Genomic DNA, 24,986 nt, shown 5'->3' with positions numbered 1-24,986 from the left:
CGGCACCCGGAAGTCCATAGGATGTGCGCCATGACGCTCTCCCTGCCCATCGACGCCGAGGCCAACAAGCTGCTCTCCACCGACCCGCTGGCCCTGCTCATCGGCATGGTGCTGGACCAGCAGATCCCGCTGGAGAAGGCGTTCAGCTCGCCGTACGTCCTCGCGCAGCGGCTCGGTCACGTCCCCACCGCCGAGGAGCTCGCCGCGTTCGACCCGGACGCGCTGATCGCGATCTTCGCCAAGCCGCCCGCCCTGCACCGCTTCCCCAAGGCGATGGCGGCGCGGGTGCAGGAGGTGTGCCGGGCGCTCGTCGGCACGTACGAGGGCGAGGCCGCGAACCTGTGGAACGACGCCGCGGACGGCAAGGAGCTCGTCAAGCGGATCGGCGCCCTGCCCGGCTTCGGCAAGCAGAAGTCGCAGATCTTCGCCGCCCTGCTCGGCAAGCAGTACGGCGTCCAGCCCTCGGGCTGGCGGGAGGCCGCGGGCGCGTACGGCGAAGCAGGCGCCTACCGGTCGGTGGCCGACATCGTGGACGGCGAGTCGCTGGGCAAGGTCCGCGCGTTCAAGAAAGAGATGAAGGCGGCGGCGAAGAGCGTGCCAGCAGGCTGAGCATCTCCTGCGGGGGCAGCGGCGGGGCGAAGAGGTAACCCTGGCCGACGCCGCAGCCGAGCAGCTGGAGCTCGGTGGCCTGCTCGGTGGTCTCGATGCCCTCCGCGACCGTGGTGAGGTGCAGGGCGTGGCTGAGGCGCAGGATCGCCTCGGTGATGCCGGCGCCCTCCGGGGTGCCGTTCAGCTCCGCCACGAAGCTGCGGTCGATCTTGAGGATGTCGACGGGCAGCCGGGTCAGGTAGTGCAGCGACGAGTAGCCCGTGCCGAAGTCGTCGATCGCCACCCGGATGCCGTGCTCGCGGAACGCGGCCAGCATGCTGATGCCCGCGGAGTCGTCGACCAGCGCCGACTCGGTGATCTCCAGAACCAGGCGGGCGGGCTCGAGGTCGGTGCGGTGCAGGACGTCGAGCACGTCCTGTACGAGCGTCGGCTCCTGGAGCTGCCGCGGGGACAGGTTGACGCTGACGTACGTGTCGGCGTCCCATCCCACGACCTGGGCGCACGCCTCCTCGAGGACCCAAAGGCCGAGACCGCTGATGGTGCCGTTGCGTTCGGCGATCGGAATGAACTGGGCCGGCGACACCACGCCGAGGGTCGGGTGCTGCCAGCGGACCAGCGCCTCCACCCCGATCGGGCGGCTGTCGGAGAGGTCGACCAGCGGCTGGTAGAGCAGGGTCAGTTCGCCGCGCTCGACCGCGCCGGCCAGGTCCTCGCCGAGCTGGGCGTCGGCGGCGCGGCGGTCGCTCATCGACGGGTCGTGCAGCTGGACGCCGTGCGTACCGAGGTGCTTCGCCTGGTACATCGCGATGTCGGCGCGGCGCAGGAGTTCCTTCGGGGTGTCGCCGACGCGGGAGGTGGCCACGCCGACGCTTGCGCGCACCGGCACGGTGTCCTCGCCCAGGCGGACCGGCGACGCCGCGGCAGCGGCCAGGATGCGCTGGGCGGCGGTGACACCCCCGTCGTCGTCCGGCATGTCGGTGAGCAGCACCACGAACTCGTCCCCGCCGATGCGGGCCGCCAGGTCCTCGGTCCGTACGGCCGAGCGCAGGATGTGCGCGAACTCGGTCAGCATGGTGTCGCCCGCGGCGTGCCCGTACGCGTCGTTGACCAGCTTGAAGTCGTCCAGGTCGATGAGCAGCAGCGCCACGTCCTCCCGGCGCCCGACCGTGCGGGCCAGCCGGGCGTCCAGGCCGGCCCGGTTGGCGAGCCCGGTGAGGGGGTCGTGCAACGCCATCTGCTGCAGCTCGTTCTCCCGCTGCCGCAGTTTGGTCTCGACCTCCTGGCGGCGCTCGATGTCGAGGCGCAGCGCGGCCGTGGCGGCGTCGACCTTGCTCATCGCCCGGTTCCGGGCTCCGGTGAGCAGGCCGACGAGCGCCGTCAGCAGCAGGGCGATGGTCAGGGCGACGCCCCAGGTGGAACGCACGATGCCGCGGTCGGACTCCTGCAGCAGCAGGGCGGTCGGGTGGATCCGCAGCGTCCAGGTGCGCAGCCCGGCGCCGATGTACGACACGCGGTTCAACGCCTGGGACGGGCGGGCGTCGTTCGTGGCCGACCGGGCGATGGAACCGTCGCCGGCGCCGTTCGGGTCGATGAGCTCGGCGCTGACCGCGCCGTGCGACTGCGTACGCAGGGTCTCGTTCAGCAGGTCGCCCCCGTGCACGCCCATGGTCAGCCAGCCGCGGAAGGTGCCGCCCAGGAAGTACACCGGCACGGCGAGGGTGACCGACTGCTGCTGCTCCGCCACGGGCAGGTTCCGGTCCTCGGGGAACACGTACGCCCGGCTGACCGCGAGCCCGCCGATGATCCGCGCCTCGTCCAGGGTCTTGTCCACCTCGGGAGCGGAGTTGAGGTCCCAGCCCGCCTTGACCACCGAGCCGTCGAACGAGCGGGTGAACACCATGAAGGTGTGCTCCATGCCGCTGCCGATGGGTTGGAGCCGCAGGTCGTGGGCGCCCTGCTCGCGCCAGAAGCCTTCGAGGGATTTGACGCCGGTGTCCTGCGCGGAGACGACGAAGCCGAGGGATGTCGCGCCGGGCAGGCGGCGGTTGCTCACCTTGGACGTGATCCACGTGAAGTCGTCGCCGGTGAGGTCGGTCTGGGCTCCGAGGGCGATCGCCACGTCGGTGAGCGTGTCGCTGTACCGTTGGATCTCGGTGTTGATCGCCCGGGTGAGATCGCTGGTGTAGCGGTCCATGAGCTGGGCGGCATAGCGCTGCTCGGCGGCGCGGGCGTTGAGCGCGGCAGCCCACGACGCGGCGATGCCGATCAATGCCACCACGACCACTAGCGCGACGCCGGCCCTTCGGCGTCGCTGCAAGACCGGTGTGGTGATCCGCACAGATCTCTAGATCGGTCGCCGGGCGCCGGAATGAAGGAACCGGACGGACCGCCCGCATCTGCGCTGCGTCGATTCTGGTCCCCGGGGTCGCCGCGGTGCAAGGATGGGCCGGTGAAGAAGCCGCCGGAGCGGCCGGTGCTGATCACCGACGCCGCCCGAAGCCAGAGCGACCAGCTCCGCAGCCGCGAGATCCGCTACGTCTCGATGATGGCCGTGCGCGCCGGGTGCCTCATCGCCGGCGCCATCCTGATCAGCGTCCGGCCCCCGTTGCTCTCGCTGTGGCTGATCCTCTGTGCTGCCGGGATGGTCTTCCTGCCCTGGGCGGCCGTCCTGATCGCCAACGATCGCCCTCCGAAGAGCCGGGCCCACCCGCCGGCTCCTCGCCCGGAGCCCTCCCCGCGCGCCTTGGAGGAGCCGCCGGACCCCGCGCCTCGCACCATCGACCTCGAGCCTTAGGGCCGCGCGCCGACCTGCTGCACGGCCGCCGCGCCGAGTGCCGCTCCGGCTTCCAGCGCGGCCTGCGGCTCCGCGCCGGAACACCATGCCCGGAGCAGGCCCGCAGCGAAGGCGTCACCCGCTCCGGTCGGATCGATCGACGGTACGCGGACACCCGTGACCGACCGCAACACCCCGTCCCGGACTCTCCAGACAGCGCCGTCGCCGCCACGCTTGACGATCACGTTCCGGGCGGAGGCGGTGAGGAACCCTGCCTGGTCCTCCGGCCGCCCGGGCCCGGCCAGCACGTCCGCCTCGTCGGCGTTGCACAGCAGCAGGTCGGTGCCGCGTACCAGATCGAGGAAGTCACCCGACCGCCGCAAGGGTGCCGCGGAGGCCGCGTCGACGCTGGTGGTGAGCCCCCGCTCGCGGGCCGCTGCCAGCGCTGCCAGCCCGCCCGGCCGGGAGCCCGCGTGCAGCAGCGGATAGCCGGACAGGTGCAGGTGCACCGCGTCCGGAACCTCCCTGACCGCCGCCGTGACGTCCGCGGGGTCCAGCAGCAGCGCCGCACCCCGGTCCGTGATCATCGTGCGCTCCTCGGGGGAGCTGAGCACCACGACGCTGCCGGTCGCCGCGCCCGCGTGCCGCCGCACCGCGCAAGTCACCCCGGCGGCGGCCAGCTCGGCGACCCGCTCCCGCCCTGCGGTGTCGTCGCCGACCGCCGCGACCAGAGTCACCGCCGCGCCGGTGCGGGCCAGCCAGGCGGCCGTGTTCGCCGCCTGGCCGCCCCCGCCGACGCGGATCCGCGCATCGGTGTCCGACCCGGCGGCGAGCGGCCCGGCCTGCACGATCAGTACGTCGGTGACCAGATCACCGACGACGATGACCTGCCCTTGCCGCCCGCTCACCCCGGAAGCGCGAAACCGAGCGCCGGGTGTGCCGGGGTGGCCGCCGCGGCGATCTGCGCGGCCAGCGCGGCGTTGCGCAGGATGATCCGGACGTTGACCTCCAGACTCTTGCCCTCGGTGCTGCTGTGGAAGTGCGCGAGCAGGAACGGCGTCACTTCCTTGCCGGTGACGCCGTCCCGGGCCAGCAGCTCCAGCCCCTCGGCGAGGGTGCGGTCGTGCAGCTCCGGATCGAGCTGCTCGTCCACCGGCAGCGGATTGCCGAGCACCAGCGCACCGGCGCCCACGCCCTGCTCCTCCCGGGCCGCCATCACGGCCGCCACCTGCGCGGGGGAGCCGAGCTCCCAGTCCACGTCGAAGCCGCCGTCGGTGACGAAGAAGCCGGGGAAGCGGCGGGTGCCGTACCCGGCGACGGACACGCCCAGGGTCTCGAGGCGTTCCAGGGTGGCGCCGACGTCGAGGATCGACTTGACCCCGGCGCAGACCACGACGATCGGGGTCCGGGCCAGCGTGGTCAGGTCGGCCGACTCGTCGAACGTCGCGCTCGCCTCGCGGTGCACGCCGCCGAGACCCCCGGTCGCGAACACGCCGATGTCGGCCGCCGCGGCCACCGCGCTCGTGGCGGCGACGGTCGTGGCGCCGTCGGCCCCCGACGCGGCAGCGACGGCCAGGTCGCGCATGGAGAGCTTGGCGACGCCGTCGGCGCCGGCCAGGTGCTCGATCTGCGAGTCGTCCAGGCCGACGATCAGTTCGCCCCCGATCATCCCGATCGTGGCGGGTACGGCGCCGTTGTCCCGTACCGTCTGCTCGATCTCGCGGGCGACCCGCAGGTTGTCCGGGCGGGGCAGGCCGTGCGAGACGATCGTGCTCTCCAGCGCCACCACCGGGCGGCCGTCGCGGCGGGCCCGGGTCACGTGGTCGCCGTAACGGATGGTGAAGCGGCCCACCGGCCGCGTGGAATCGGTCACGATGGCAACGGTACGGCGCCGCCGCGGGCGACCGTCGTTGGACCGACCAGGCGTGAGGTGTCAGACTTGCGGGTTGGAGCTTCTGCCGCGGAGACCGGGGGGCACGTGGCGGGCAGAACTTGGTTACCGACGAGAGGCAGATGCCGTGAGCACGCAGATCCTCGAGCGCCCGGAGACGAAAGACGCCGACACCGGGCCGGAGATGTTTCACTACGTGCGCAAGGAGAAGATCGCCGAGAGCGCCGTCATGGGCACCTTCGTGGAAGCTCTCTGCGGGGAGAAGTTTCCGGTGACGAAGTCGCCGAAGCCGGGTTCTCCGGTGTGCCCGCAGTGCAAGGAGATCTACGAGTCGATGCAGCTCTGATCGGGGGGTCCGTACGTTGCCGGGAAGCTACAGCCTGCTCGTCGCGGACCTGATCGGAGTGGCGGTCTTCGCGGCCTCCGGCGCCAGCGCCGCGGTCGCGAAGCGCCTCGACCTGTTCGGCGTGGCCTTCGTCGGCTTCGTCGCGGCGCTCGGCGGCGGGATCCTGCGCGATCTGGTCATCGACGCCGTGCCGCCGCTGGCCTTCGCCGACTGGCGGTACGCCCTCACCGCCGTCGCGGCCTCCCTCGCCGTCTTCTGGCTGCACCCGCAGCTCAACCGGCTCCGTCGCGGCGTCCTGCTGCTCGACGCGGCCGGTCTCGGCCTGTTCACGGTCACCGGCACCCTGAAGGCCCTCGACGCCGGCGTGCCGCCCGTGGGTGCCTGTTTGGTGGGCATGCTCACGGGGATCGGCGGCGGAGTGGCCCGCGATCTGCTCACCGCAGAGATCCCCGCGGTGCTCCAGCGCGAGATCTACGCGGTGGTCGCCCTCGGCGGCGCCGTCGCGGTCACCGTGCTGAGCTGGCTCGATGTCGCCGACCCGGTCACCCTGGCCGCCGCGGCCGCCGGCATGACGGCGGTACGCATGCTCGCCCTGTACCGCCGGTGGTCGGCCCCCGTGGCCGTGCCGTAGCCGTTCCTGTCGGCCCCCGCCGCTATGCTGGGGTCAGCCTCCGCGGCAGTCCGCGGGGGCGTTTGTGTGAGTGGAAGGGATCGTCGCAGCTTGAGCCCGCCGTTGCCGAACCTGGAGACCTTCCCCCCGCTGCGCGACTGGCAGCGCAAGGCGCTGGTGCGTTACCTGCGCAAACGGTCCTCGGACTTCATGGCGGTCGCGACCCCGGGCGCCGGCAAGACCACCTTCGCCCTGCGCATCGCGGCGGAGCTGCTCTGTGACGGCACCATCGAGGCGGTCACCGTGGTCTGCCCCACGGAGCACCTGAAGACCCAGTGGTCGACTGCCGCGGCGCGGGTGGGCATCCAGCTCGACTCGGCGTTCCGCAACGCCGACGTGCACAGCGCGCGCGACTTCCACGGGGCCGTGCTCACGTACGCCCAGGTCGGCATGGCGCCGGCCGTGCACCGGCGGCGGACCATGACCCGCCCCACGATGGTCATCCTCGACGAGATCCACCACGCCGGCGACTCCCGCACCTGGGGCGACGGCGTCAAGCAGGCCTTCGACGAGGCCGAGCGCCGCCTGATGCTGACGGGAACCCCGTTCCGCTCCGACGAGAACCCCATCCCCTTCGTCGACTACGAGCGCGGCCAGGACGGCCTGCAACGCTCCCGCTCCGACTCGGTGTACGGCTACAGCGACGCCCTGCGCGACGGCGTCGTCCGCCCGGTGATCTTCCTCGCGTACTCGGGCGAGACCCGCTGGCGCACCAGCGCGGGCGACGAACTGGCCGCCCGTCTCGGCGAGCCGATGACCAAGGACCTGGTAGCCCAGGCCTGGCGCACCGCCCTGGACCACCGCGGCGACTGGATGCCGCAGGTCCTCCGCGCCGCCGACGCCCGCCTGTCCCGGCTGCGCTCGCACGGCATGACGGACGCGGGCGGCCTGATCATCGCGAGCGACCAGCAGACCGCCCGGGCTTACGCGAAGCTCATCGACGAGATCAGCGGCGAGAAGGCGGTCGTGGTCCTCTCCGACGACCAGGGGGCCTCGGCCCGCATCGCCCAGTTCGCGGCCTCCGAACAACGCTGGCTGGTCGCGGTCCGCATGGTCTCCGAGGGCGTCGACATCCCCCGCCTGGCCGTCGGCGTGTACGCGACCAGCGCTTCCACCCCGCTCTACTTCGCCCAGGCGATCGGCCGCTTCGTCCGCGCCCGCCGCCAGGGCGAGACGGCGACGGTCTTCCTGCCCAGCGTCCCGCACCTGCTCGGTCTCGCCAGCGAGATGGAAGCGCAGCGCGACCACATCCTCGGCGCCCCCAAGGACCCCGACGGCCTCGACGACGCCCTCCTCGAACGAGCCCAGCGGGCCGAGGACGCCGAGGGTGAGCTCGAGAAGCGCTTCGAGGCCCTGTCCGCCACGGCGGAACTGGACCAGGTCATCTACGACGGCGCTTCCTTCGGCACGGGAGCCCGTACGGGCACGCCCGAGGAGGAGGAATACCTGGGGCTGCCGGGGCTGCTGAGCCCGGACCAGGTGGCGGTCCTGCTGAACAAGCGCCAGGCGGAGCAGATCGCGGCGCAGAAGCGAGCGGCCGCTACGGCCCCCAAGGACGCCGTACCGGCCCCCCGCGAGCCGGTGGCGACGATGAGCGCGGCGGAACGCCGGGTGGCGCTGCGGCGCCAGCTGAACACCCTGGTGGCCGCCCACCACCATCGCACCAACCTGCCGCACGGGAAGATCCACGCGGAGCTGCGGCGGCTGTGCGGGGGGCCGCCGAGCGCCCAGGCGACCATCGAGCAGCTCGAGGAGCGGATCGCGACGGTCCAGACCCTCTGAGCGGACCCCGCACCCCGGAAGCCGTTCTCCGGCGGCCGGTGGGCATGGGAAAAGGGCGCCCCACACCGGGACGCCCTTCCGCTGTCTATCTGGGGATTAGTTGGAGTTAGACATCATTTCCGCGCCGCGCCACGTGAACTCGGGGTCGGCCGCGTACTGCACCGCGATCTTCACCAGGTCCTCGGCGTACCGGTTGGCGTGGTGTCCGCAGAACACCAGCTCGCCGCCACCAGCCAGGGTCAAACGGAGCTTCCCGGCTGCGTTGCAGCGGTCGCACCGTTCATCGGCTGCTGTTCCGGCCACGCTTCCCGCCGGCGGCGTGAGAGTCGGGGTCATCGCCTTCCTCCTCTGGTCGTCACCGATGAACATGTTCCTCGGCTACTGCTCACCCATCGTGCAACACCCTTGGCCCTTGCAGCCTTCCCACAGTGCCCTGGGGGGACCCAAGTCACACGTGGTCCGGCTAGTGTGCCGTGCCCCAAGGGTGCCACGTCAACGATCACTTCTGCACAACGGTCTGATCACCACCGGATGATGTACGAGTGGTGACCAAAAGGGCACGCAGTGTTGACTGAATGACCGGTCGTCCAGTATCGATCAAGCTGTCCGTGTTCAGTCCCGGAAAGCTGATCTTGGACTCGCCGGTCCTTCCCGAAGTCCTGGGACACCGGCTGTCGCGCACCTCGCCCCTGGGCAGAGTAGACCCCGCCCGCCACGCCCCAGCACGCAGAGTCGCGAACCCGTCCGGGACAGCGAGGTCCGCCGGTGGCCTGTCTGCACAGCACCCACCAGCGGACCGCCGTACGGCCGCACACCCGGCAGAGCCGGGACGCCTCAGTCCAGGTAGTCGCGAAGCACCTGCGACCGCGACGGGTGGCGCAGCTTCGACATCGTCTTGGACTCGATCTGCCGGATGCGCTCGCGGGTCACCCCGTACACCTGGCCGATCTCGTCCAGCGTGCGCGGCTGGCCGTCGGTCAGGCCGAAGCGCAGCCGGACCACGCCCGCCTCACGCTCGGAGAGGGTCTGCAACACCTGCTGGAGCTGGTCCTGCAGCAGCGAGAACGACACCGCGTCGACCGCGACGACGGCCTCGGAGTCCTCGATGAAGTCACCCAGCTGGCTGTCGCCCTCGTCGCCGATGGTCTGGTCCAGCGAGATGGGCTCCCGGGCGTATTGCTGGATCTCCAGCACCTTCTCCGGGGTGATGTCCATTTCCTTGGCCAGCTCCTCCGGGGTGGGCTCGCGGCCCAGGTCCTGGAGGAGTTCGCGCTGGATGCGGCCCAGCTTGTTGATGACCTCGACCATGTGCACCGGGATGCGGATGGTGCGGGCCTGGTCGGCCATGGCGCGGGTGATGGCCTGGCGGATCCACCAGGTGGCGTACGTGGAGAACTTGTAGCCCTTGGTGTAGTCGAACTTCTCGACCGCGCGGATCAGGCCGAGGTTGCCTTCCTGGATGAGGTCGAGGAAGGCCATGCCGCGGCCGGTGTAGCGCTTGGCCAGCGACACCACGAGGCGCAGGTTGGCCTCGAGCAGGTGGTTCTTGGCGCGTTCGCCGTCCCGCCCGATCCAGCGCAGGTCACGCTCGAAGTTACGGTCGAGCTTCTCCTCGCCCTCCTCGCAGGCGCGCAGGCGCTCGGCCGCGTACAGGCCCGCCTCGATGCGCTTGGCGAGCTCGACCTCCTGCTCCGCGTTCAGCAGGGGGACCTTGCCGATCTGCTTCAGGTAGGCGCGGACGGAGTCGGCCGAGGCGGTCAGCTCGGCGTCGCGGCGGGCCTGCTTGAGCGCCTCCGACTCCTCGTCGTCCCACTCGAAGTCGCCGTCGGTGGCCGAGCTGGCGGCGTCGGTGGCGGCGGCCTGCACCAGGGCGGGCGGTTCCTCCACGACGACGTCCTCGATGTCGGCGGCGAGTTCCTCGGGATCGATCTCCTCGCCGTCGGCGGGCTCGCCCTCGCCGGCCTTGGTCGCCTTCGCCGGGCCGGCGGTCTTCTTCGCCGGAGCGGCCTTCTTGGCGGCGGCCTTCTTGGCGGCGGTGGCCGGAGAGGCGGCAGCGTCGCCCTCGGCCGAGGCCTGCGCCGGGGCGGCCTTCTTGGCCGGGGCGCGGGTCGCCTTGGCGGTGGTGGCCTTCGAGGCCGGGGTCGCGGCCCGGGCGGCGGCCACCCGGCGGCGGGTGCTCGCCGAGCCGTCCACGACGACCGTGACGCCCGCGTCCACGAGGGCGCGGAGGATCTTCTTGGCCTGGGCCGGTGTCACCTCGGCGGACTCGACCGTCTGCACGACCTCGGCCGACGTGATCTGCCCACCCGCACCCTGCGCGTGGGCGATCAGGGCCTCGGTGAGAGAGCGAACGTCGGCACCGGTCTGGTGGGCTTCTGTCACGAATGACCTTCCGGAGGGCGATGAAACACGGCCATGGGCCCAGCGCAGCACGCGGCGAAACGAGGCTGGCCGGTGTGGTGTGGGAGCCCGCGGGACGCGGACGGGGCTTGCAGGCGGTGTCCGTGAAGCGTGGGCAGGGGTGAATTGTAGCGCCGTCCAGCGAGATCCTCCCGCCGCAGCACGCCGCGGGGGGTCGCCGACCTCCCGTGAGCTGCCGGGCGAGAGAATGGTAGCTGCTGAAAGGGCGGTGTGAAGTGGCGGATGACGCCGGGGAACCGACGCCGGACGAGTTGCTGGCGATCGCCGTACGGATCGCGCGGGAGGCCGCTGAGACGGCCCGGCGCATGCGCACCGAGGCGATCACGGACGTGCAGACCAAGAGCACCGACACCGACGTGGTGACGGCGGCCGACAAGGCCGTCGAGCGGCAGGTGGTGCAGGCGCTGCGGCGCGAGCGGCCGGGCGACGGCGTGCTGGGCGAGGAGTACGGCGACAGCACCGCAGCCGCCGGCGGGATCCGCTGGATCCTGGACCCGATCGACGGCACGGTGAACTACCTCTACGGCCTCCCGCAGTACGCGGTGTCCCTCGCGGCGGAGGTGAACGGCACCGTCGTCGCCGGCGTGGTACGCAACGCCGCGACCGGCGACGAGTGGACGGCCACCCGGGGCGGCGGCGCGTGGCGTGGCGACCGGCGGTTGGCCGGCTCGGCTCGGACGACCCTCGACCAGGCGCTCGTCGGGACCGGCTTCGGCTACGACCCGGCACGCCGCGCGCATCAGGGCGCCGTGCTGGCGGGCCTGATCACCCGGGTGCGCGACATCCGACGCTTCGGTTCCGCCGCGCTGGACCTGTGCATGGCGGCGGAGGGCAGCCTCGACGCGTACTTCGAGAAGGGGCTCAACGCCTGGGACCACGCGGCGGGCGGGCTCGTCGCGGCCGAGGCCGGCCTGCGCGTGTCCGGACTCGACGGTCGTCCGGCCGGCCTGGAGATGCTCGTGGCGGCGCCGCCCGCGATCTTCCCCGCGTTGCACGACGTCCTCGTGGAGTTGGACGCTGCCGGCGGTCCCTGACGGCACCGGGCGGGCCGTCAGGAGTCCTTCTTGTCCGGTGCCGGGCAAGCACCCGGCGGGACCTGCGGCTCGCCCAGCTCCACGAGCGACTGGTTCACCTCGGTCGTGGTGGCGAGCTGCTGGAACTGGCTGCCGATGACGATGTCGACCACGGCGCCCTTGCGCTTGGGGTTGTACTGCGGGTCGGCCTGGTTCAGGAAGTACGCCCGCAGCAGCCACGCCGAGCCGACCGCGTCGGGGCCGTACCGCATGACCGCGACGCCGTCGACCTTCTTGTTGTTCTCGGCCGGCTTCTGGGTCTGGAAGCGCCGGTTCTTGAACTCGTTGGTCACGTTGTCGGCGAGGCCGGGCTGGTCGGTGCCGTTGTAGACCTTGACGGTGACCTGCTGCGGGTCGTCGGGCAGCGTCACGTTGGCCATGACCGACCCGTCGGGGCATCCGCCGCCGGCCACCGCACCGCCCTGGGTGTCGCGGACCAGCGCGACGACGACGAAGACCACGGCGGCGACGGCGAGTACGCCGACCACGACGAGCGCTCGGACGCGCGCAAAGCTCATGGGTGGAGTACTCCCGGGTCGGGCGGGCAGGCCGGTGGCCGCGTGGCGTAAGGGTCTGCCGGTGAGGTTAGCGTCTGGCTGTCGGGCGCGCGGAAAGAGGGAATGTTTCCGGCGCGGCGACGATGATCCACGCCGTCGGCCCCCTACTTTGATGTCGCCTCAGTCACATCGGGAACAATTGGCCGCCCATGGACGTACAAGCGTCCCACGAGGGCGGTAAGGTGCCGCGTTTGCCGGGGTCGTTTCACGAGGGGATGGGGGCACCTCGGCGGATGGTCGTCCCCGCTGTCCGGGCCGGGGAGAAAAGTCCGTCGCAACGGGAACCGAAACGTCGTCGCCGGCGTTACTTACGCCAAGTGACACATCGATACAGGAGAGTGAAATCCGATGGCCACCGACTACGACGCTCCGCGTCGCGATGAGGTCGACCTCGGCGAGGACAGCCTCGAGGAGCTCAAGGCCCGCCGCGCCGACTCGCAGTCGGGGGCAGTGGACGTCGACGAGGTCGAGGTGGCGGAGAGCTTCGAGCTCCCCGGCGCCGACCTGGCCGACGAGGAACTGACCGTCAAGGTGCTGCCGATGCAGACCGACGAGTTCCGCTGCGCCCGCTGTTTCCTCGTGCATCACCGCAGCCAGCTGGCGGTCGAGCGCAACGGGGAACTGATCTGCCGCGAGTGCGCCTGACGGCGCCCTGGCAGCAGGACCACCCGGCCGTCGTCGACGGCCGGGCGCCGTGCCACCCCTGACGGGGTGCGTGGCGTGTGACCCGTGTGCCCGCCTGCTTCACTGGGTACAGGGTCGTCGACGGCAGACGTGACGGGGAGGTCGACCACCATGAGCCGCCCAGATGAGAACTCGGCACCGACCGCAGAGCCGGGGCATGAGCTCATGAAGGTCGACCCGGTCCGGACGCCGGAGCAGGTCGCGGAGGACGCCGGGATCGGTGCCACCGTGGCCGCGCTGACGGCCGACGACCTGGCGCCCGACAAGCGTCGGCATCTGCTCGGCCGGTTGGTCGGCGAGGTGCGCCGGCGGGGACTCGGCCGGCTGTTCCGCCCGCGGGCGGCGATGCGCTGGATGGCCGATGTGGTCGCCGACGTCGCTCCGCACGTACCGGTCCGTGATGTGGCGACGCTGCGCCGCCATTTCGAAGGTCTGGACGAAGACGCGATCGCCGAGCGTCTCATCCGCAACGCCGCCCGGGCCACCGCCGGGATCGGTGCGGCCGGCGGCGGAGTCGCCTCGCTCGAATGGGCCGCGGCTCCGACCCTGCTCTCCGCGCCGGTGCTGCTGGCCGCCGAGACGGTCGCCGTGGTCGCCGTCGAGCTCAAGCTCATCGCCGAGCTGCACGAGGTGTACGGGCAGCCCGTGCCCGGCTCCCCGGGGCAGAAGTCGGTGTCGCTGGTGCAGGCGTGGTCCGGCCAGCGTGGCGTGAACCCCCTGGTTCCCGGGGTGGGGGTCGCCACCGTGCTCGGCACGGCGGCCCGCAAGGAGCTCCAGAGCACGCTGCTACGCCGCTTCGGGCGCAATCTGACCACGATGGGACCGCTGTTGACCGGCGCGGCCGTGGCCAGCTACCTGAACCGCCGGGCCACCCGCTCGCTCGGCGAGAAGCTCGTCAAGGATCTGCGCAGGAAGCGCCCGATCAACCCCGCTTAGCCGCCAGCAGGGCGGTCGCCAGCTCGACCGGGTGCCGGGTGCTGACCACCCAGAACGGGGTCGGGTCCGCCGGGTCGTCGAGGACCACCTGAACCGCGCCCTTGATCCACGGCCGCTGCACCACGAATGCCAGCGGGTGCGAGCCGACACCCAGCGCCTCGCGCTTGCCGTCGGCGTCCAGCGCCACCACGTCCGAGATCACCGCGACCGGCAGCCGGGCATCGTCGACCTGGAACTCCGTCGCCGTGACGGCCACCCGGATCCGCCCCAGCCACCACGGCAGCAGCGCCGACAGCGGCAGCAGCACGGCGAACGGCATCCATGCCCTCAGCCCGTCGCTACCCATCCAGATCTCGGCCGCGAGCAGGGCGCTGACCCCCACCGCGGAGGGCCACATCCACCACGGGGCGCGCAGCTTCTCGGCGTACGGGGTGGGCCGGGCCGTGCGTGCGGAGGGCTCGGATGTCACGCTGGTGAGGGTACGGCGCGCCTCCGTCCCCGGCGACGGCAGGATGGCAGGGTGAGTGCCGCCCGATCCGCTCGACGTGAGGACTTTCCGCCCGTGGACATCCAGGTCCGTCTCCTCGATCCCGGCCTGCCGCTGCCGTCGTACGCGCACCCCGGCGACGCCGGTGCCGACCTGTACGCCGCCGAGACCGTGGAGCTCGCTCCGGGGGCGTGGAAGTGCGTGCCGACCGGTGTCGCCGTGGCCCTGCCGGAGGGCTGCGTCGGGCTGGTGCACCCGCGCTCCGGGCTGGCCGCTCGCCTGGGTGTGACGGTCCTCAACGCGCCCGGTACGGTCGACGCCGGTTACCGCGGCGAGATCCTGGTGAATCTCATCAACCACGACCGGGAGAACACCGTCAAGATCTCCCGGGGCGACCGCATCGCCCAGCTTGTCGTCCAGCGGGTCGAACGGGCCGTGTTCCACGTCGTCGACGAGCTCGACGACAGCGCGCGCGGCACGGGTGGCCACGGTTCCACCGGTGGCCACGGCGCCCTGCCGCAGCAGGGTACGAGGGCCGGGGTCGAGCCGGCGCAGCAGCAGCTCTAGATCGGGAAGGTGGCAAGCAGATGTTCTCCCGCAAGCGCGGAGGCCCGCGGCACGTACGCCCGGACGACGCGCCCCAGACGGCGGCCCTCGCCCAGAGCATGGGTGACCTGCCGCCGGCGCCCGAGTTCGGCCCCTGGGACGGCGCGCAGGCGCCGGAGGGGGTCCAGCGCCTCGACCTCGGCAGCCTGCTGATCCCCGCGGTCGAGGGGGTCGAGGTGCGCGTGCAGGCGAACCCCGAGGGCGGGGTCGAGCAGATCGTCCTCGTGCACGGCAACAGCGCCCTGCAGCTGGGTGTCTTCGCGGCGCCGCGGACCGAGGGCATCTGGGACGAGGTGCGCGAGGAGATCGCCGGCGCGATGAAGGCCGACGGCGCCGCGCCGCGCGAGCTGGAGGGCCCGTGGGGCGTGGAGCTCACGGCCCGGGTGAACACCCCGGACGGCCCGGCCGACGTGCGCTTCGTCGGCGTGGACGGGCCGCGCTGGATGGTGCGCGCCCTGTTCCAGGGCCTGGCCGCGGCCGACCCGGCGCAGGAGGGCGTGCTCGGCGAGTGCCTGCGCGGGCTGGTCGTCGTCCGCGACGAGGAGGCCCGGCCGGTGCGCGAGGCGTTGCCGTTGCGGTTGCCCCGCGAGATGGCCGAGGTGGCCGAGGAGCACGCCCACCATGAGCACGAGGACCCGACGCCGCCGGATGTCGCCCCGAATCAGCAGATGCCCGGAGTGAACGGGCGCCACGCGGGCAGGTGATCGAATTCGTCGCCGGTGACCCAGGTCACCGGGGCGCTTCCGGCGTACCGTGGAGAGACGGCCCCTGCTCACACTGGGGCCGTCCGCCGGTACCCCCGCCGGTGGAAACCGTGGCTTGCCGACAGAGGTGGCACGAGGGTCATGACGACCGATGAGCGCACCGGCCTGCGCCGGTTCTTCGAACGGCTCACCGCCTCCGAGGCGGAACTGGATGCCCAGGAGCTGCAGCGCGACAGCGCGAAGTGCGGCGCGATGCCGGCCGGCCTGTGCCAGCGCGGTCAGGTCGTCTCCGTGTCGGGACGGCTGCGCACGGTGGCGTACACTCCCCGGACCAACCTGCCGACGCTGGAGGCCGACCTCTACGACGGCAGCGACGTGGTCACGCTCGTCTTCCTGGGCCGCCGCTCGATCGTCGGCATCGAACCGGGGCGTCAGCTCACCGCGCGCGGCCGGATCGCGATCCGGGACGACCGCAAGGTCATCTACAACCCGTACTACGAGCTGGAGGCGCCCCGGTGACACCCGGCAGCGAGCCCCGTCACGCCGCGCACGAAACGGTGGAGGAGCGGGTCGCCGAGGAGGTTGTCGAGGAACTCGACCTGCACCCCGTCGAGGAGCCGCTGCCCTCGATGAGCGAGCAGATCGCCGAGCAGCTGGGCGGGGTGCGCGGGCTCATCGAGTCCAGCCTGCCGGTGCTCGTGTTCGTGGTGCTCAACGTGTTGCTCGGGGACGCCGTCCTGGACCTGCCGAAGAAGACCGCGCTCTACTGGGCGATCGGCGGCAGCGTGGGCTCGGCGCTGGTGATCGGCGCCTACCGGCTGAGCCGCAAGCAGCCGGTCCGGCACGCGGTCAACGGCATCTTCGGCATCGCGGTCGGCGCCTTCCTGGCGTGGCGCACCGGCGACGCCAAGAACTTCTACCTTCCGGGCATCCTGCTGACCCTGGGACAGGTGGTCCTGCTGATCGCGTCGGTCGCGGTCCGCAGGCCGCTCATCGGGTACGTGTGGGGCGTGCTGGCCAACGGCGGGAAGCACGACTGGTTCGGCAACCAGCGGCTCTTCCGTACCTTTCAGTGGTTGACCCTGGTCTGGGCCGCCTCGCTCTTCGTCCGCGCGGGCGTGCAGGGCTGGCTCTACCTCGCCGACGAGGCCAACGCCATCGGCATCGTGCGCGTCCTGATCAGCTGGCCCATCTACGCGGCGACGTTCGCGTACACCGCCTGGGCCGTGCACCGGGTGACGGCGGCCCAGGCGGCGGAGAACGGAGAGGCGGAGATCGCCTGAGGCCGTCAGCCGAGATCGCCGGTCTTGCCGAGCACCACGGCCCGGACCGCGTCCTCCACCTCGGCCGTGCAGACGAAGATCAGCTCGTCGCCGGCCTCCAGCGGGTCGTCCGGCGTCGGCACCAGCACGCGCTTGCCCCGCACGACGGCCACCAGCGCCGAGTCGCGCGGCATCGGCACCGCCCGGACCGGCTGACCCACGTACGGTGCGCTCGCCGGCAGGGTGATCTCGACCAGGTTGGCCTCGCCCTGCCGGAAGGTCATGATCCGGACCAGGTCGCCGACCGTGACCGCCTCCTCCACCAGGGCGGCCATCAGGCGTGGCTTGCTCACCGCGACGTCGACGCCCCACTGCTCGGTGAAGAGCCACTCGTTCTCGGCACGGTTGACCCGGGCGACCACCCTGCCGACCGCGAACTCGGTCTTGGCGAGCAGGGAGACGACGAGGTTCGCCTTGTCGTCGCCGGTGGCCGCGACGACCACGTCGCAGCCCGCCACGTCGGCCTCCTCGAGGCTGCTGACCTCGCACGCGTCCGCCAGCACCCACTCGGCCTCCGGCACCCGCTCAGGGCGCAGCTGGCGGGGCTGACGCTCGATGAGCATGACCTGGTGGCCGTTGCCGATGAGCTCCTGCGCGATGGAGCGGCCGACGTTGCCGGCGCCCGCGATGGCGATCCGCATGTCAGTGACCCCCCACCTCGGTGGTCGCGGCCGCCGCGAGCACCTGATCGACGATGTCGTCGGTGACCAGCATGAAGACCTGGTCGCCGTCCTGCAGGACGCTGGACGGCGTGGCCAGCGAGCCGATGCCGAAGCGCATCAGGTAGGCCACGCGGGCGCCGGTGGCCTCCTCCAGCGCCTTGATCGTGCGGCCCACCCACTCGCGGTGCAGCGGCGCCTCGACGATCGAGACCGCGCTGGTCGGGTCGCGGAACACCTCGACCGTGCCCTCGGGCACCAGGTGCCGGACCATCCGGTCGGCCGCCCAGCGGATCGTCGCCACGGTCGGGATGCCGAGGCGCTCGTACACCAGCGCGCGGCGGGCGTCGTAGATGCGGGCGACCACTCGCGAGACGCCGTACGTCTCCCGGGCCAGCCGAGCCGAGATGATGTTGGAGTTGTCGCCGCTGGAGACCGCCGCGAAGGCGTCCGCGCGCTCGATGCCGGCCTGGAGCAGCACGTCCCGGTCGAAGCCGATGCCGGTGATCGTGAGGCCGTTGAACTCGGCTCCGAGCCGGCGGAAGGCGTCGGAATTCTGGTCGATGATGGCGACCGAGTGGCCGCGGGCATCGAGCTTGTGGGCCAGCGTCGAGCCGAGCCGCCCGCAGCCCATGATCACCACGTGCACCGTTTTGCCTTCCCGCTGGTTGCGTTCTCAGCAGAGCGTGCCATGCCCGCGCGGCGGGCGCTGCCCGGGGCGGAAGACGGCGTGGCGCGGGCAGCCGTACGCTTGGCCCTTGTGGCGAGTTCGACGTCCTTAGCCAAGCGCCTGCTGCTCGGCCGGCCCTTCCGCTCCGACAGGCTGCAGCACACGCTGCTGCCGAAGCGGATCGCGCTGCCCGTGTTCGCCTCCGACGCGCTGTCGAGCGTCGCCTATGCGCCCGATGAGATCCTGCTGACCCTCTCCATCGCGGGAGCGAGTGCGTTCGTCTACTCGCCCTGGATCACGCTGGCCGTCGCGGTCGTGATGATCACCGTCGTGGCGAGCTACCGGCAGAACGTGCACGCCTACCCGTCGGGCGGCGGCGACTACGAGGTGGCGACGGTCAACCTGGGCCCCCGCTTCGGCGTGGCCGTGGCCAGCGCCCTGCTGGTCGACTACATCCTCACGGTGGCGGTGTCGGTCAGCGCCGGCGTGAACAACCTCGGCTCGGTGGTGCCGTTCGTCGCCGAGCACAAGATCGGCATCGCGCTCGCGGCGGTCACCCTGCTCACCGCGCTCAACCTGCGCGGGCTGCGGGAGTCCGGCACGGCGTTCGCCGTCCCGACGTACGCCTTCATCGTGATCATCCTCGGCATGATCATCACCGGCATGGTCCGGGTCTTCGTGCTGGGCCAGGATCTGCAGGCGCCCAGCGCCGACCTGGTCATCAACGCCGAGGAAAGTCACCTGACCAGCTTCGCGTTCGTCTTCCTGCTGCTGCGGACGTTCTCGTCCGGCTGCGCGGCGCTCACCGGTGTGGAGGCCATCTCCAACGGCGTGCCCGCCTTCAAGCCGCCGAAGAGCAAGAACGCCGCCACTACGCTGCTGATGCTCGGCGGCATCGCGATCATGATGCTGGTCGGCATCGTGCTGCTGGCCCGCTCTACTCACCTGCAGTACGTCGAGGACAGCTCGCAGATCGTCGGCGGGCCGGTCGACTACGTGCAGAAGACGGTCACCACCCAGCTCGGTGAGACGGTGTTCGGCAGCGGCTCGATCATGCTGTACCTGGTCGGCGCGGTCACCGCCCTCATCCTCTTCCTGGCCGCGAACACCGCCTTCAACGGCTTCCCGGTGCTCGGCTCGATCCTGGCCCAGGACCGATATCTGCCGCGCCAGTTGCACACCCGAGGCGACCGCCTGGCCTTCAGCAACGGCATCATCTTCCTCGCCGTCGCCGCGATGGTCCTGATCATGGCGTTCGACGCCGAGGTCACCCGGCTGATCCAGCTCTACATCGTGGGCGTCTTCGTGTCGTTCACGCTCTCGCAGGCCGGCATGATCAGGCACTGGAACCGGCTGCTGCGGACCCAGCGCGATCCGACCAAGCGCCGGCAGATGTACCGCTCGCGGGGCATCAACACCGTCGGCATGGCGCTGACCGGCGCGGTGCTGGTGGTCGTACTGATCACCAAGTTCCTGCTCGGGGCCTGGATCGCGATCGCGGGCATGGTGGTCATCTACGTGCTCATGCTGAGCATCCGCAAGCACTACGATCGGGTCGCGGCGGAGCTGCAGCCGACCGAGGAACGCCCGGTGCTGCCGTCGCGTAACCACGCTGTGGTCCTGGTCAGCAAGGTGCATCTGCCGACACTGCGGGCCGTGGCGTACGCGCAGGCGACCCGGCCGGACACGCTGACGGCGGTGACGGTCAACGTGGACGACAAGGACACCCGCAAGATCCAGGCGGAGTGGGAGCGGCGGCAGGTCCCGGTGTCGCTGACCGTCGTCGACTCGCCGTACCGGGAGATCACCCGGCCGATCATCGACTTCGTCAAGAGCGTGCGGCGGGGCTCGCCGCGCGACGTGGTCACGGTCTTCGTCCCCGAGTACGTCGTGGGCCGCTGGTGGGAGAACCTGCTGCACAACCAGAGCGCGCTGCGGATCAAGGGCCGGCTGCTCTTCGAGCCGGGCGTGATGGTGACCAGCGTGCCGTGGCAGCTGCGCTCCAGCCAGGACCGTGACCTGGACCGGCTCGACGAGAACCTGAGCCGCGCGCCGGCCCGGGGTCCCCGCACCCGCCGCACGGACATGGGCGCCGCGGTTCCGGCGGCCGTGCCGGACGACCAGCCGGCGGCTCCGGCCTCCGTGCCGGACGATCCCCGGTGAGCCCCGCGGAGCACGATCTCGTCGAAGGGGACCGGGTCGAGGTCACGGTGGGTGCGCCCGCGCACGGCGGGCACTGCGTGGCGCGGATCGGCGGCGAGCACGGGCACGTCGTCTTCGTCCGGCACGCGCTACCGGGGGAGCGGGTCACGGCGGAGATCACCGAGCTGCACCGGGGATACCTGCGCGCCGACGCGGTGACCGTGCACCAGGCCTCGCCGGACCGGGTCACGCCCCCGTGCCCGTACGCCCGCCCTGATGCTTGTGGGGGTTGCGACCTGCAGCATGTCTCGCCGGCGGCGCAGCTGGAGTGGAAGACCGCCGTCGTGCGCGAGCTGCTGACGCGCATGGGCGGCCTCGAGGACACCCTCGGCGTACGGGTGGAGCCCCTGCCCGGCGGCCTCCTCGGCTGGCGCACCCGGATCCGGTACGCGGTCGACGCCGCCGACCGCCCCGGCCTGCTCAAGCACCGCTCGCACGAGGTGGTCCCGATCGACCGCTGCCGGATCGCCCACCCGGCGTTGCAGCAGCTCGACGTGACCGCGCGGCGCTGGCCGGACGTCTCGGCGATCGAGGCGGTCGCGTCGACCGGCGGCGACGTGACGGTGTCCGCCCGCGACGGCTCGGCACCAGGGGAGTCGCTGCTGGACGAGACGCACGGCGGTGACAGGGCCCTGCTCGACGGTTCGGCGCACGTGCGGGAGTTCGCGGCGGGCCGAGAATGGAACGTGCCCGCCGAGGGCTTCTGGCAGATCCATCCGGCCGCCGCGGACACCCTCGTCGCGGCGGTGCTGGAGCTGCTCGACCCGCGTCCGGGCGAGTCATCGTGGGATCTCTACGGCGGCGCGGGCCTGTTCGCGGCGGCGCTGGCGGAGCGGACCGGGGCTCGCACCACGGTCGTCGAGTCGTCGCCGGTGGGCGTGGCGGCGGCCCGGCGCAACCTGGCCGATCTCAGCGCCGAGGTGGTCGCGGCCAAGGTGGACGTCGCACTGGCCCGCCGCCGGATCGCCGGTCCCGTCGACCTGGTGGTGCTGGATCCGCCGCGGGCCGGTGCCGGGGCGAAGGTGGTCCGGGCGCTCGCCGCGGCGCGACCCCGGGCGGTGGCCTACGTGGCGTGCGATCCCGCGGCCCTGGCCCGGGACGTGAAGACGTTCACCGGGCTGGGCTGGCGGGTGGCGGAGCTCAGGGCGTACGACTGCTTTCCGATGACTCAGCACGTGGAGTGCGTGGCTCTGCTGGTTCCCGGTCGCTGACCGCCGCTTCCGGCGTCTCGTGGGTCTCGTGCGGGTCGTCGTCGTAGGTGGTCTCGTCGAACGGGGCCTCGCCGGCCAGCACGGCCCGGGCCTGCTCGCGGTCGAACTCGCCGGTCCAGGTGCCGATCAGGACCGTGGCGACGGCGTTGCCGGCGAAGTTGGTCAGCGCCCGCGCCTCGGACATCAGGCGGTCGATGCCGACGATCAGGCCCACGCCCGGCACCAGGTCGGGGCGGTGGCTCTGCAGGCCGCCGGCCAGCGTCGCCAGGCCCGCGCCGGTCACGCCGGCCGCGCCCTTGGAAGCGATGATCATGAACAGCAGCAGGCCGATCTGCTGGCCCACGGAGAGCGGCTTGTCGAGCGCGTCGGCGATGAACAGCGACGCCATCGTCAGGTAGATGGCCGTGCCGTCGAGGTTGAACGAGTACCCGGTCGGGACGACGATGCCGACCACCGGACGGCTCACCCCGAAATGTCCCATCTTGGCGATCAGCCGCGGCAGCGCCGACTCGGACGACGAGGTGGACAGGATCAGCAGGAACTCACGGGCCAGATACCGCAGCAGTTTGAAGATCGACACCTGGGCGACCAGGCGCAGCAGCAGGCCGAGCACGACGAAGACGAAGAGCACGCAGGTGGTGTAGAAGCCCACCATGATGCCGGCGAGGCTCTTGAGCGCGTCGAAGCCGGTCGCGCCAACCACCGCCGCCATGGCGCCGAACGCGCCGATCGGCGCCAGCCACATGATCATCGAGAGGATCTTGAACACCAGCCGCTGGAGGATCCCGATCGCCCGGATCACCGGCTCCCCGCGGCTGCCCATGGCCTGCACAGCGAAGCCGACGAGCAGCGCGACCAGCAGGGCCTGGAGCACCTCGCCGCTGGTCAGGGCGCTCAGCAGGCTGTCCGGGATGATGCCCAGCACGAAGTCGACGCCGGACACGGCCTCGTCGCTGACCTGCGCCTGGCCCGTCTCGGCCAGCTCGGCGTTGAGGTGCAGGCCGGCGCCGGGATGCAGGATGTTGCCCACGACCAGGCCGATCGCCAGCGCGACGGTCGACATGATCAGGAAGTAGAGCAGCGCCAGGCCACCGACCCGGCCGACCTGGGCGGCGCGGCGAATGGAACCGACGCCCAGCACGATCGTGCAGAAGATGATCGGCGCGATCATCATCCGGATCAGCGCGACGAAGCCGGTCCCGAGCGGGCGCAGCTCCTTGCCGAAGTCGGGGAAGAGGAACCCGACGGCGATGCCGAGCGCCATCGCGACGATCACGGCGATGTAGAGCAGATGACTGCGGTCACGGCGGGCGGGGGGCGCATCGACGGTCATACGTCCTTCCTACCGCACCTTGTGATCTGAGTCACGATCATCGAGTTGTGCAGGTTCTGTGGAGGACGTCGCAGTAATGCATCGCGCCACGTGCGCGCGTGCGGTACGCCGATAGACTGACGCCTCATGAGCGAGCGCAGTGACCAGACCGGCATCCTCGGGACCATCAAGACGCCCGGCGATCTCAAGCGGTTGAGCGCTGAGCAGCTCACTCTGCTCGCCGCCGAGATCCGCGACTTTCTCGTGGCCAAGGTGTCCCGCACCGGCGGGCACCTCGGACCCAACCTCGGCGTGGTGGAGACCACGCTGGCGCTGCACCGGGTGTTCGACTCGCCGCGGGACAAGATCCTCTTCGACACCGGCCACCAGGCGTACGTGCACAAGATCGTGACCGGCCGCCAGGACGGGTTCGACCTGCTCCGGCAGCGCGGCGGCCTCTCCGGCTACCCGAGCCGCGCCGAGAGCGAGCACGACCTCGTCGAGAACTCGCACGCCTCCACCGCCCTGTCGTACGCGGACGGCATCGCCAAGGCCTTCGCGCTGCGCGGCGAGGACCGGCACGTCGTCGCGGTGGTCGGCGACGGCGCCCTGACCGGCGGCATGTGCTGGGAGGCGCTCAACAACATCGCGGCGGCCAGGAACAAGCTGGTCATCGTCGTCAACGACAACGGCCGGTCGTACGCGCCCACGATCGGCGGGCTCGCCGACCACCTCTCCACGCTGCGCCTCAACCCCGGCTACGAGCGGGTGCTCGACCTGGTGAAGAACGCCCTCGGCTCCACGCCGCTGGTGGGCAAGCCGGCGTACGAGGTGCTGCACGCGGTCAAGAAGGGCATCAAGGACGCGGTCAGCCCGCAACCGATGTTCGAGGACCTCGGCATCAAGTACATCGGCCCCGTCGACGGGCACGACACCCAGGCCATGGAGTCGGCGCTGCGCCGCGCCAAGGGCTTCAACGCGCCCGTCATCGTGCACTCGGTGACCCGTAAGGGCTACGGCTATCGGCCCGCGGAGGACGACGAGGCCGACTGCCTGCACGGCCCGGGCAGCGCGTTCAGCATCGAGACCGGCAAGCTGCTGGCGGCCCCGACGGTCAAGTGGACCCATGTTTTCGCCGAGGAGCTGGTGGCGATCGCCGACGAGCGGCCCGACATCGTCGGCATCACCGCCGCGATGGCCGAGCCCACCGGCATCGCCGCGCTGGCGAAGAAATACCCGGAGCGGGTGTACGACGTGGGCATCGCCGAGCAGCACGCCGCCACGTCGGCGGCCGGCCTGGCCATGGGCGGCCTGCACCCGGTCGTGGCGGTGTACGCGACCTTCCTCAACCGCGCGTTCGACCAGGTCCTGCTGGACGTGGCGATGCACGAGCTGCCGGTCACCTTCGTGCTCGACCGCGCGGGCATCACAGGCCCCGACGGCCCCAGCCACTACGGCATCTGGGACATGAGCGTCTTCGGCGTCGTCCCCGGCCTGCGCATCGCCGCGCCCCGCGACGCCGCGACCCTGCGCGAGGAGCTGCGCGAGGCGGTCGCCGTGGACGACGGCCCGACCATCGTGCGTTTCCCGACCGGCTCGGTCGCCGCGGACCTTCCGGCGCTGCGCCGGGTCGGCCCGGTCGACGTCCTGCGCGAAGAGGACCGCAAGGACGTGCTTCTGGTCGCCGTGGGTGCCTTCGCCAAGCTCGGCATGGAGGTCGCGGAGAGGATCGCGGAGCAGGGGTACGGCGTGACGGTCGTCGACCCGCGCTGGGTCCGCCCGGTGCCGATCGAGCTCGTGGGGCTGGCCGGCGGCCACCGCCTCGTCGTGACGCTGGAGGACGGCGTACGGGCCGGCGGGGTCGGCGAGGCCGTGGCGAGCACGCTGCGGGACGCCGGCGTCGACGTGCCGCTGCGGGGCCTCGGTGTGCCGGTCGGCTTCCACCCGCACGGCAGCCGGGCCGAGATCCTCGCCTCGCTCGGCCTCACCGCCCAGGACATCGCCCGCGACGTGACCGAGTGGGTGTCGCAGCTGGAAGATCCCGCGGCGGTGCGCCAGCCGGCCACCTGAC

25 protein-coding genes are annotated in these 24,986 nt (G+C 71.6%); 15 read left to right on the top strand and 10 right to left on the bottom strand.

Annotated features, from left to right (window positions below; genetic code table 11):
- The first annotated feature begins 30 nt into the window (after nucleotides 1–30).
- A complete protein-coding gene (locus tag AB0368_RS16925) occupies nucleotides 31–609 on the top strand; it encodes an HhH-GPD-type base excision DNA repair protein (protein ID WP_366154798.1) in 579 nt (192 codons plus the stop codon).
- Here the strand turns inward: AB0368_RS16925 and AB0368_RS16920 are convergent.
- Complete coding sequence (locus AB0368_RS16920) at nucleotides 563–2,887, bottom strand: bifunctional diguanylate cyclase/phosphodiesterase (RefSeq protein ID WP_366154797.1); 2,325 nt, start codon at nucleotides 2,885–2,887, stop codon at nucleotides 563–565. The two genes, AB0368_RS16925 and AB0368_RS16920, sit on opposite strands and share 47 nt — an antisense overlap.
- Before the next feature lie 171 nt (nucleotides 2,888–3,058).
- Between AB0368_RS16920 and AB0368_RS16915 the strand changes: the two genes are divergently transcribed.
- Nucleotides 3,059–3,403 (top strand): DUF3099 domain-containing protein, encoded by a 345-nt coding sequence (locus AB0368_RS16915; RefSeq protein ID WP_366154796.1) that lies wholly within the window; start codon nucleotides 3,059–3,061, stop codon nucleotides 3,401–3,403.
- On the opposite strand, the gene AB0368_RS16910 is transcribed toward AB0368_RS16915, so the two are convergent.
- Nucleotides 3,400–4,290 carry a PfkB family carbohydrate kinase gene (locus tag AB0368_RS16910; RefSeq protein WP_366154795.1) on the bottom strand — a complete coding sequence of 297 codons (891 nt, stop codon included), beginning with the start codon at nucleotides 4,288–4,290 and terminating at the stop codon, nucleotides 3,400–3,402. The genes AB0368_RS16915 and AB0368_RS16910 overlap by 4 nt on opposite strands.
- Nucleotides 4,287–5,234, bottom strand: a complete 948-nt coding sequence (locus AB0368_RS16905; protein WP_366154921.1) for a pseudouridine-5'-phosphate glycosidase — start codon at nucleotides 5,232–5,234, stop codon at nucleotides 4,287–4,289. The genes AB0368_RS16910 and AB0368_RS16905 overlap by 4 nt, the downstream gene beginning before the upstream one ends.
- 166 nt (nucleotides 5,235–5,400) lie before the next feature.
- Here AB0368_RS16905 and AB0368_RS16900 point away from each other — a divergent pair, with 166 nt between their 5' ends.
- The 3 genes from AB0368_RS16900 (at nucleotide 5,401) to AB0368_RS16890 (ending at nucleotide 8,071) form a co-directional block, all read left to right on the top strand.
- Nucleotides 5,401–5,619 (top strand): DUF3039 domain-containing protein, encoded by a 219-nt coding sequence (locus AB0368_RS16900; protein ID WP_366154794.1) that lies wholly within the window; start codon nucleotides 5,401–5,403, stop codon nucleotides 5,617–5,619.
- Between the two features lie 16 nt (nucleotides 5,620–5,635).
- Nucleotides 5,636–6,250 carry a TRIC cation channel family protein gene (locus tag AB0368_RS16895; RefSeq protein WP_366154793.1) on the top strand — a complete coding sequence of 205 codons (615 nt, stop codon included), beginning with the start codon at nucleotides 5,636–5,638 and terminating at the stop codon, nucleotides 6,248–6,250.
- A gap of 90 nt (nucleotides 6,251–6,340) precedes the next feature.
- Nucleotides 6,341–8,071, top strand: a complete 1,731-nt coding sequence (locus AB0368_RS16890; RefSeq protein ID WP_366154792.1) for a DEAD/DEAH box helicase — start codon at nucleotides 6,341–6,343, stop codon at nucleotides 8,069–8,071.
- A 96-nt stretch (nucleotides 8,072–8,167) separates the two neighbouring features.
- Here AB0368_RS16890 and AB0368_RS16885 read toward each other — a convergent pair whose 3' ends face one another.
- A complete protein-coding gene (locus AB0368_RS16885; RefSeq protein ID WP_071805837.1) occupies nucleotides 8,168–8,407 on the bottom strand; it encodes a hypothetical protein in 240 nt (79 codons plus the stop codon).
- Nucleotides 8,408–8,905: 498 nt separating this feature from the next.
- Nucleotides 8,906–10,453, bottom strand: coding sequence for an RNA polymerase sigma factor (locus tag AB0368_RS16880; RefSeq protein ID WP_366154791.1), 1,548 nt, complete (start codon nucleotides 10,451–10,453; stop codon nucleotides 8,906–8,908).
- 254 nt (nucleotides 10,454–10,707) lie between these two features.
- Here AB0368_RS16880 and AB0368_RS16875 point away from each other — a divergent pair, with 254 nt between their 5' ends.
- The gene (locus tag AB0368_RS16875) at nucleotides 10,708–11,526 is read left to right on the top strand and encodes an inositol monophosphatase family protein (protein WP_366154790.1); all 819 of its coding nucleotides are present in this window, start codon (nucleotides 10,708–10,710) and stop codon (nucleotides 11,524–11,526) included.
- 17 nt (nucleotides 11,527–11,543) lie between these two features.
- Here the strand turns inward: AB0368_RS16875 and AB0368_RS16870 are convergent, their stop codons facing one another.
- Nucleotides 11,544–12,083, bottom strand: a complete 540-nt coding sequence (locus tag AB0368_RS16870; RefSeq protein WP_366154789.1) for a LytR C-terminal domain-containing protein — start codon at nucleotides 12,081–12,083, stop codon at nucleotides 11,544–11,546.
- A gap of 387 nt (nucleotides 12,084–12,470) precedes the next feature.
- Between AB0368_RS16870 and AB0368_RS16865 the strand changes: the two genes are divergently transcribed.
- Nucleotides 12,471–12,767, top strand: a complete 297-nt coding sequence (locus AB0368_RS16865) for a DUF4193 domain-containing protein (protein ID WP_023561654.1) — start codon at nucleotides 12,471–12,473, stop codon at nucleotides 12,765–12,767.
- 204 nt (nucleotides 12,768–12,971) lie between these two features.
- Nucleotides 12,972–13,742, top strand: a complete 771-nt coding sequence (locus tag AB0368_RS16860) for a hypothetical protein (protein WP_366154920.1) — start codon at nucleotides 12,972–12,974, stop codon at nucleotides 13,740–13,742.
- On the opposite strand, the gene AB0368_RS16855 is transcribed toward AB0368_RS16860, so the two are convergent.
- The gene (locus AB0368_RS16855; RefSeq protein WP_366154788.1) at nucleotides 13,729–14,211 is read right to left on the bottom strand and encodes a DUF3093 domain-containing protein; all 483 of its coding nucleotides are present in this window, start codon (nucleotides 14,209–14,211) and stop codon (nucleotides 13,729–13,731) included. The two genes, AB0368_RS16860 and AB0368_RS16855, sit on opposite strands and share 14 nt — an antisense overlap.
- Nucleotides 14,212–14,304: 93 nt before the next feature.
- Between AB0368_RS16855 and dut the strand changes: the two genes are divergently transcribed.
- The 4 genes from dut (at nucleotide 14,305) to AB0368_RS16835 (ending at nucleotide 16,822) form a co-directional block, all read left to right on the top strand.
- Nucleotides 14,305–14,796, top strand: a complete 492-nt coding sequence (gene dut, locus AB0368_RS16850) for a dUTP diphosphatase (protein WP_366154787.1) — start codon at nucleotides 14,305–14,307, stop codon at nucleotides 14,794–14,796.
- Between the two features lie 20 nt (nucleotides 14,797–14,816).
- Complete coding sequence (locus AB0368_RS16845; RefSeq protein ID WP_366154786.1) at nucleotides 14,817–15,539, top strand: DUF3710 domain-containing protein; 723 nt, start codon at nucleotides 14,817–14,819, stop codon at nucleotides 15,537–15,539.
- Nucleotides 15,540–15,680: 141 nt separating this feature from the next.
- Complete coding sequence (locus AB0368_RS16840; protein ID WP_366154785.1) at nucleotides 15,681–16,058, top strand: OB-fold nucleic acid binding domain-containing protein; 378 nt, start codon at nucleotides 15,681–15,683, stop codon at nucleotides 16,056–16,058.
- A complete protein-coding gene (locus AB0368_RS16835; protein WP_366154784.1) occupies nucleotides 16,055–16,822 on the top strand; it encodes a DUF3159 domain-containing protein in 768 nt (255 codons plus the stop codon). The genes AB0368_RS16840 and AB0368_RS16835 overlap by 4 nt, the downstream gene beginning before the upstream one ends.
- Before the next feature lie 5 nt (nucleotides 16,823–16,827).
- Here the strand turns inward: AB0368_RS16835 and AB0368_RS16830 are convergent, their stop codons facing one another.
- Nucleotides 16,828–17,502, bottom strand: a complete 675-nt coding sequence (locus AB0368_RS16830) for a TrkA family potassium uptake protein (protein WP_366154783.1) — start codon at nucleotides 17,500–17,502, stop codon at nucleotides 16,828–16,830.
- A 1-nt stretch (nucleotide 17,503) separates the two neighbouring features.
- Nucleotides 17,504–18,169, bottom strand: coding sequence for a TrkA family potassium uptake protein (locus AB0368_RS16825; RefSeq protein WP_366154782.1), 666 nt, complete (start codon nucleotides 18,167–18,169; stop codon nucleotides 17,504–17,506).
- A 111-nt stretch (nucleotides 18,170–18,280) separates the two neighbouring features.
- On the opposite strand from AB0368_RS16825, the gene AB0368_RS16820 reads away from it, so the two are divergent.
- A complete protein-coding gene (locus AB0368_RS16820) occupies nucleotides 18,281–20,353 on the top strand; it encodes an APC family permease (RefSeq protein ID WP_366154781.1) in 2,073 nt (690 codons plus the stop codon).
- Entirely contained in the window at nucleotides 20,350–21,603 is a 1,254-nt protein-coding gene (locus AB0368_RS16815; protein ID WP_366154780.1) for a TRAM domain-containing protein, read from the top strand. Before AB0368_RS16820 ends, AB0368_RS16815 begins: the two co-directional genes overlap by 4 nt.
- Here the strand turns inward: AB0368_RS16815 and AB0368_RS16810 are convergent.
- The gene (locus AB0368_RS16810; RefSeq protein ID WP_366154779.1) at nucleotides 21,533–22,936 is read right to left on the bottom strand and encodes a cation:dicarboxylase symporter family transporter; all 1,404 of its coding nucleotides are present in this window, start codon (nucleotides 22,934–22,936) and stop codon (nucleotides 21,533–21,535) included. The two genes, AB0368_RS16815 and AB0368_RS16810, sit on opposite strands and share 71 nt — an antisense overlap.
- A gap of 126 nt (nucleotides 22,937–23,062) precedes the next feature.
- Between AB0368_RS16810 and dxs the strand changes: the two genes are divergently transcribed.
- Nucleotides 23,063–24,985: a 1-deoxy-D-xylulose-5-phosphate synthase gene (gene dxs / locus AB0368_RS16805; RefSeq protein WP_366154778.1), complete on the top strand. Its 1,923-nt coding sequence runs from the start codon at nucleotides 23,063–23,065 to the stop codon at nucleotides 24,983–24,985.
- Nucleotide 24,986: the final 1 nt, after the last annotated feature.

It is taken from the genome of Actinoplanes sp. NPDC051475 (assembly GCF_040689425.1).
Taxonomy (GTDB): Bacteria; Actinomycetota; Actinomycetes; order Mycobacteriales; family Micromonosporaceae; genus Actinoplanes.
This window is presented reverse-complemented; position numbering and strand designations above follow the sequence as displayed.

What these genes read in the sequence shown, in the direction of transcription:
- AB0368_RS16860 (WP_366154920.1), top strand. Translation starts at nt 12,972, where the DNA reads ATGAAGGTCGACCCGGTCCGGACGCCGGAGCAGGTCGCGGAGGACGCC.
- AB0368_RS16840 (WP_366154785.1), top strand. Translation starts at nt 15,681, where the DNA reads ATGACGACCGATGAGCGCACCGGCCTGCGCCGGTTCTTCGAACGGCTC.
- AB0368_RS16870 (WP_366154789.1), bottom strand. Translation starts at nt 12,083, where the DNA reads ATGAGCTTTGCGCGCGTCCGAGCGCTCGTCGTGGTCGGCGTACTCGCC.
- AB0368_RS16830 (WP_366154783.1), bottom strand. Translation starts at nt 17,502, where the DNA reads ATGCGGATCGCCATCGCGGGCGCCGGCAACGTCGGCCGCTCCATCGCG.
- AB0368_RS16845 (WP_366154786.1), top strand. Translation starts at nt 14,817, where the DNA reads ATGTTCTCCCGCAAGCGCGGAGGCCCGCGGCACGTACGCCCGGACGAC.
- dxs (WP_366154778.1), top strand. Translation starts at nt 23,063, where the DNA reads ATGAGCGAGCGCAGTGACCAGACCGGCATCCTCGGGACCATCAAGACG.
- AB0368_RS16885 (WP_071805837.1), bottom strand. Translation starts at nt 8,407, where the DNA reads ATGACCCCGACTCTCACGCCGCCGGCGGGAAGCGTGGCCGGAACAGCA.
- AB0368_RS16865 (WP_023561654.1), top strand. Translation starts at nt 12,471, where the DNA reads ATGGCCACCGACTACGACGCTCCGCGTCGCGATGAGGTCGACCTCGGC.
- AB0368_RS16810 (WP_366154779.1), bottom strand. Translation starts at nt 22,936, where the DNA reads ATGACCGTCGATGCGCCCCCCGCCCGCCGTGACCGCAGTCATCTGCTC.
- AB0368_RS16925 (WP_366154798.1), top strand. Translation starts at nt 31, where the DNA reads ATGACGCTCTCCCTGCCCATCGACGCCGAGGCCAACAAGCTGCTCTCC.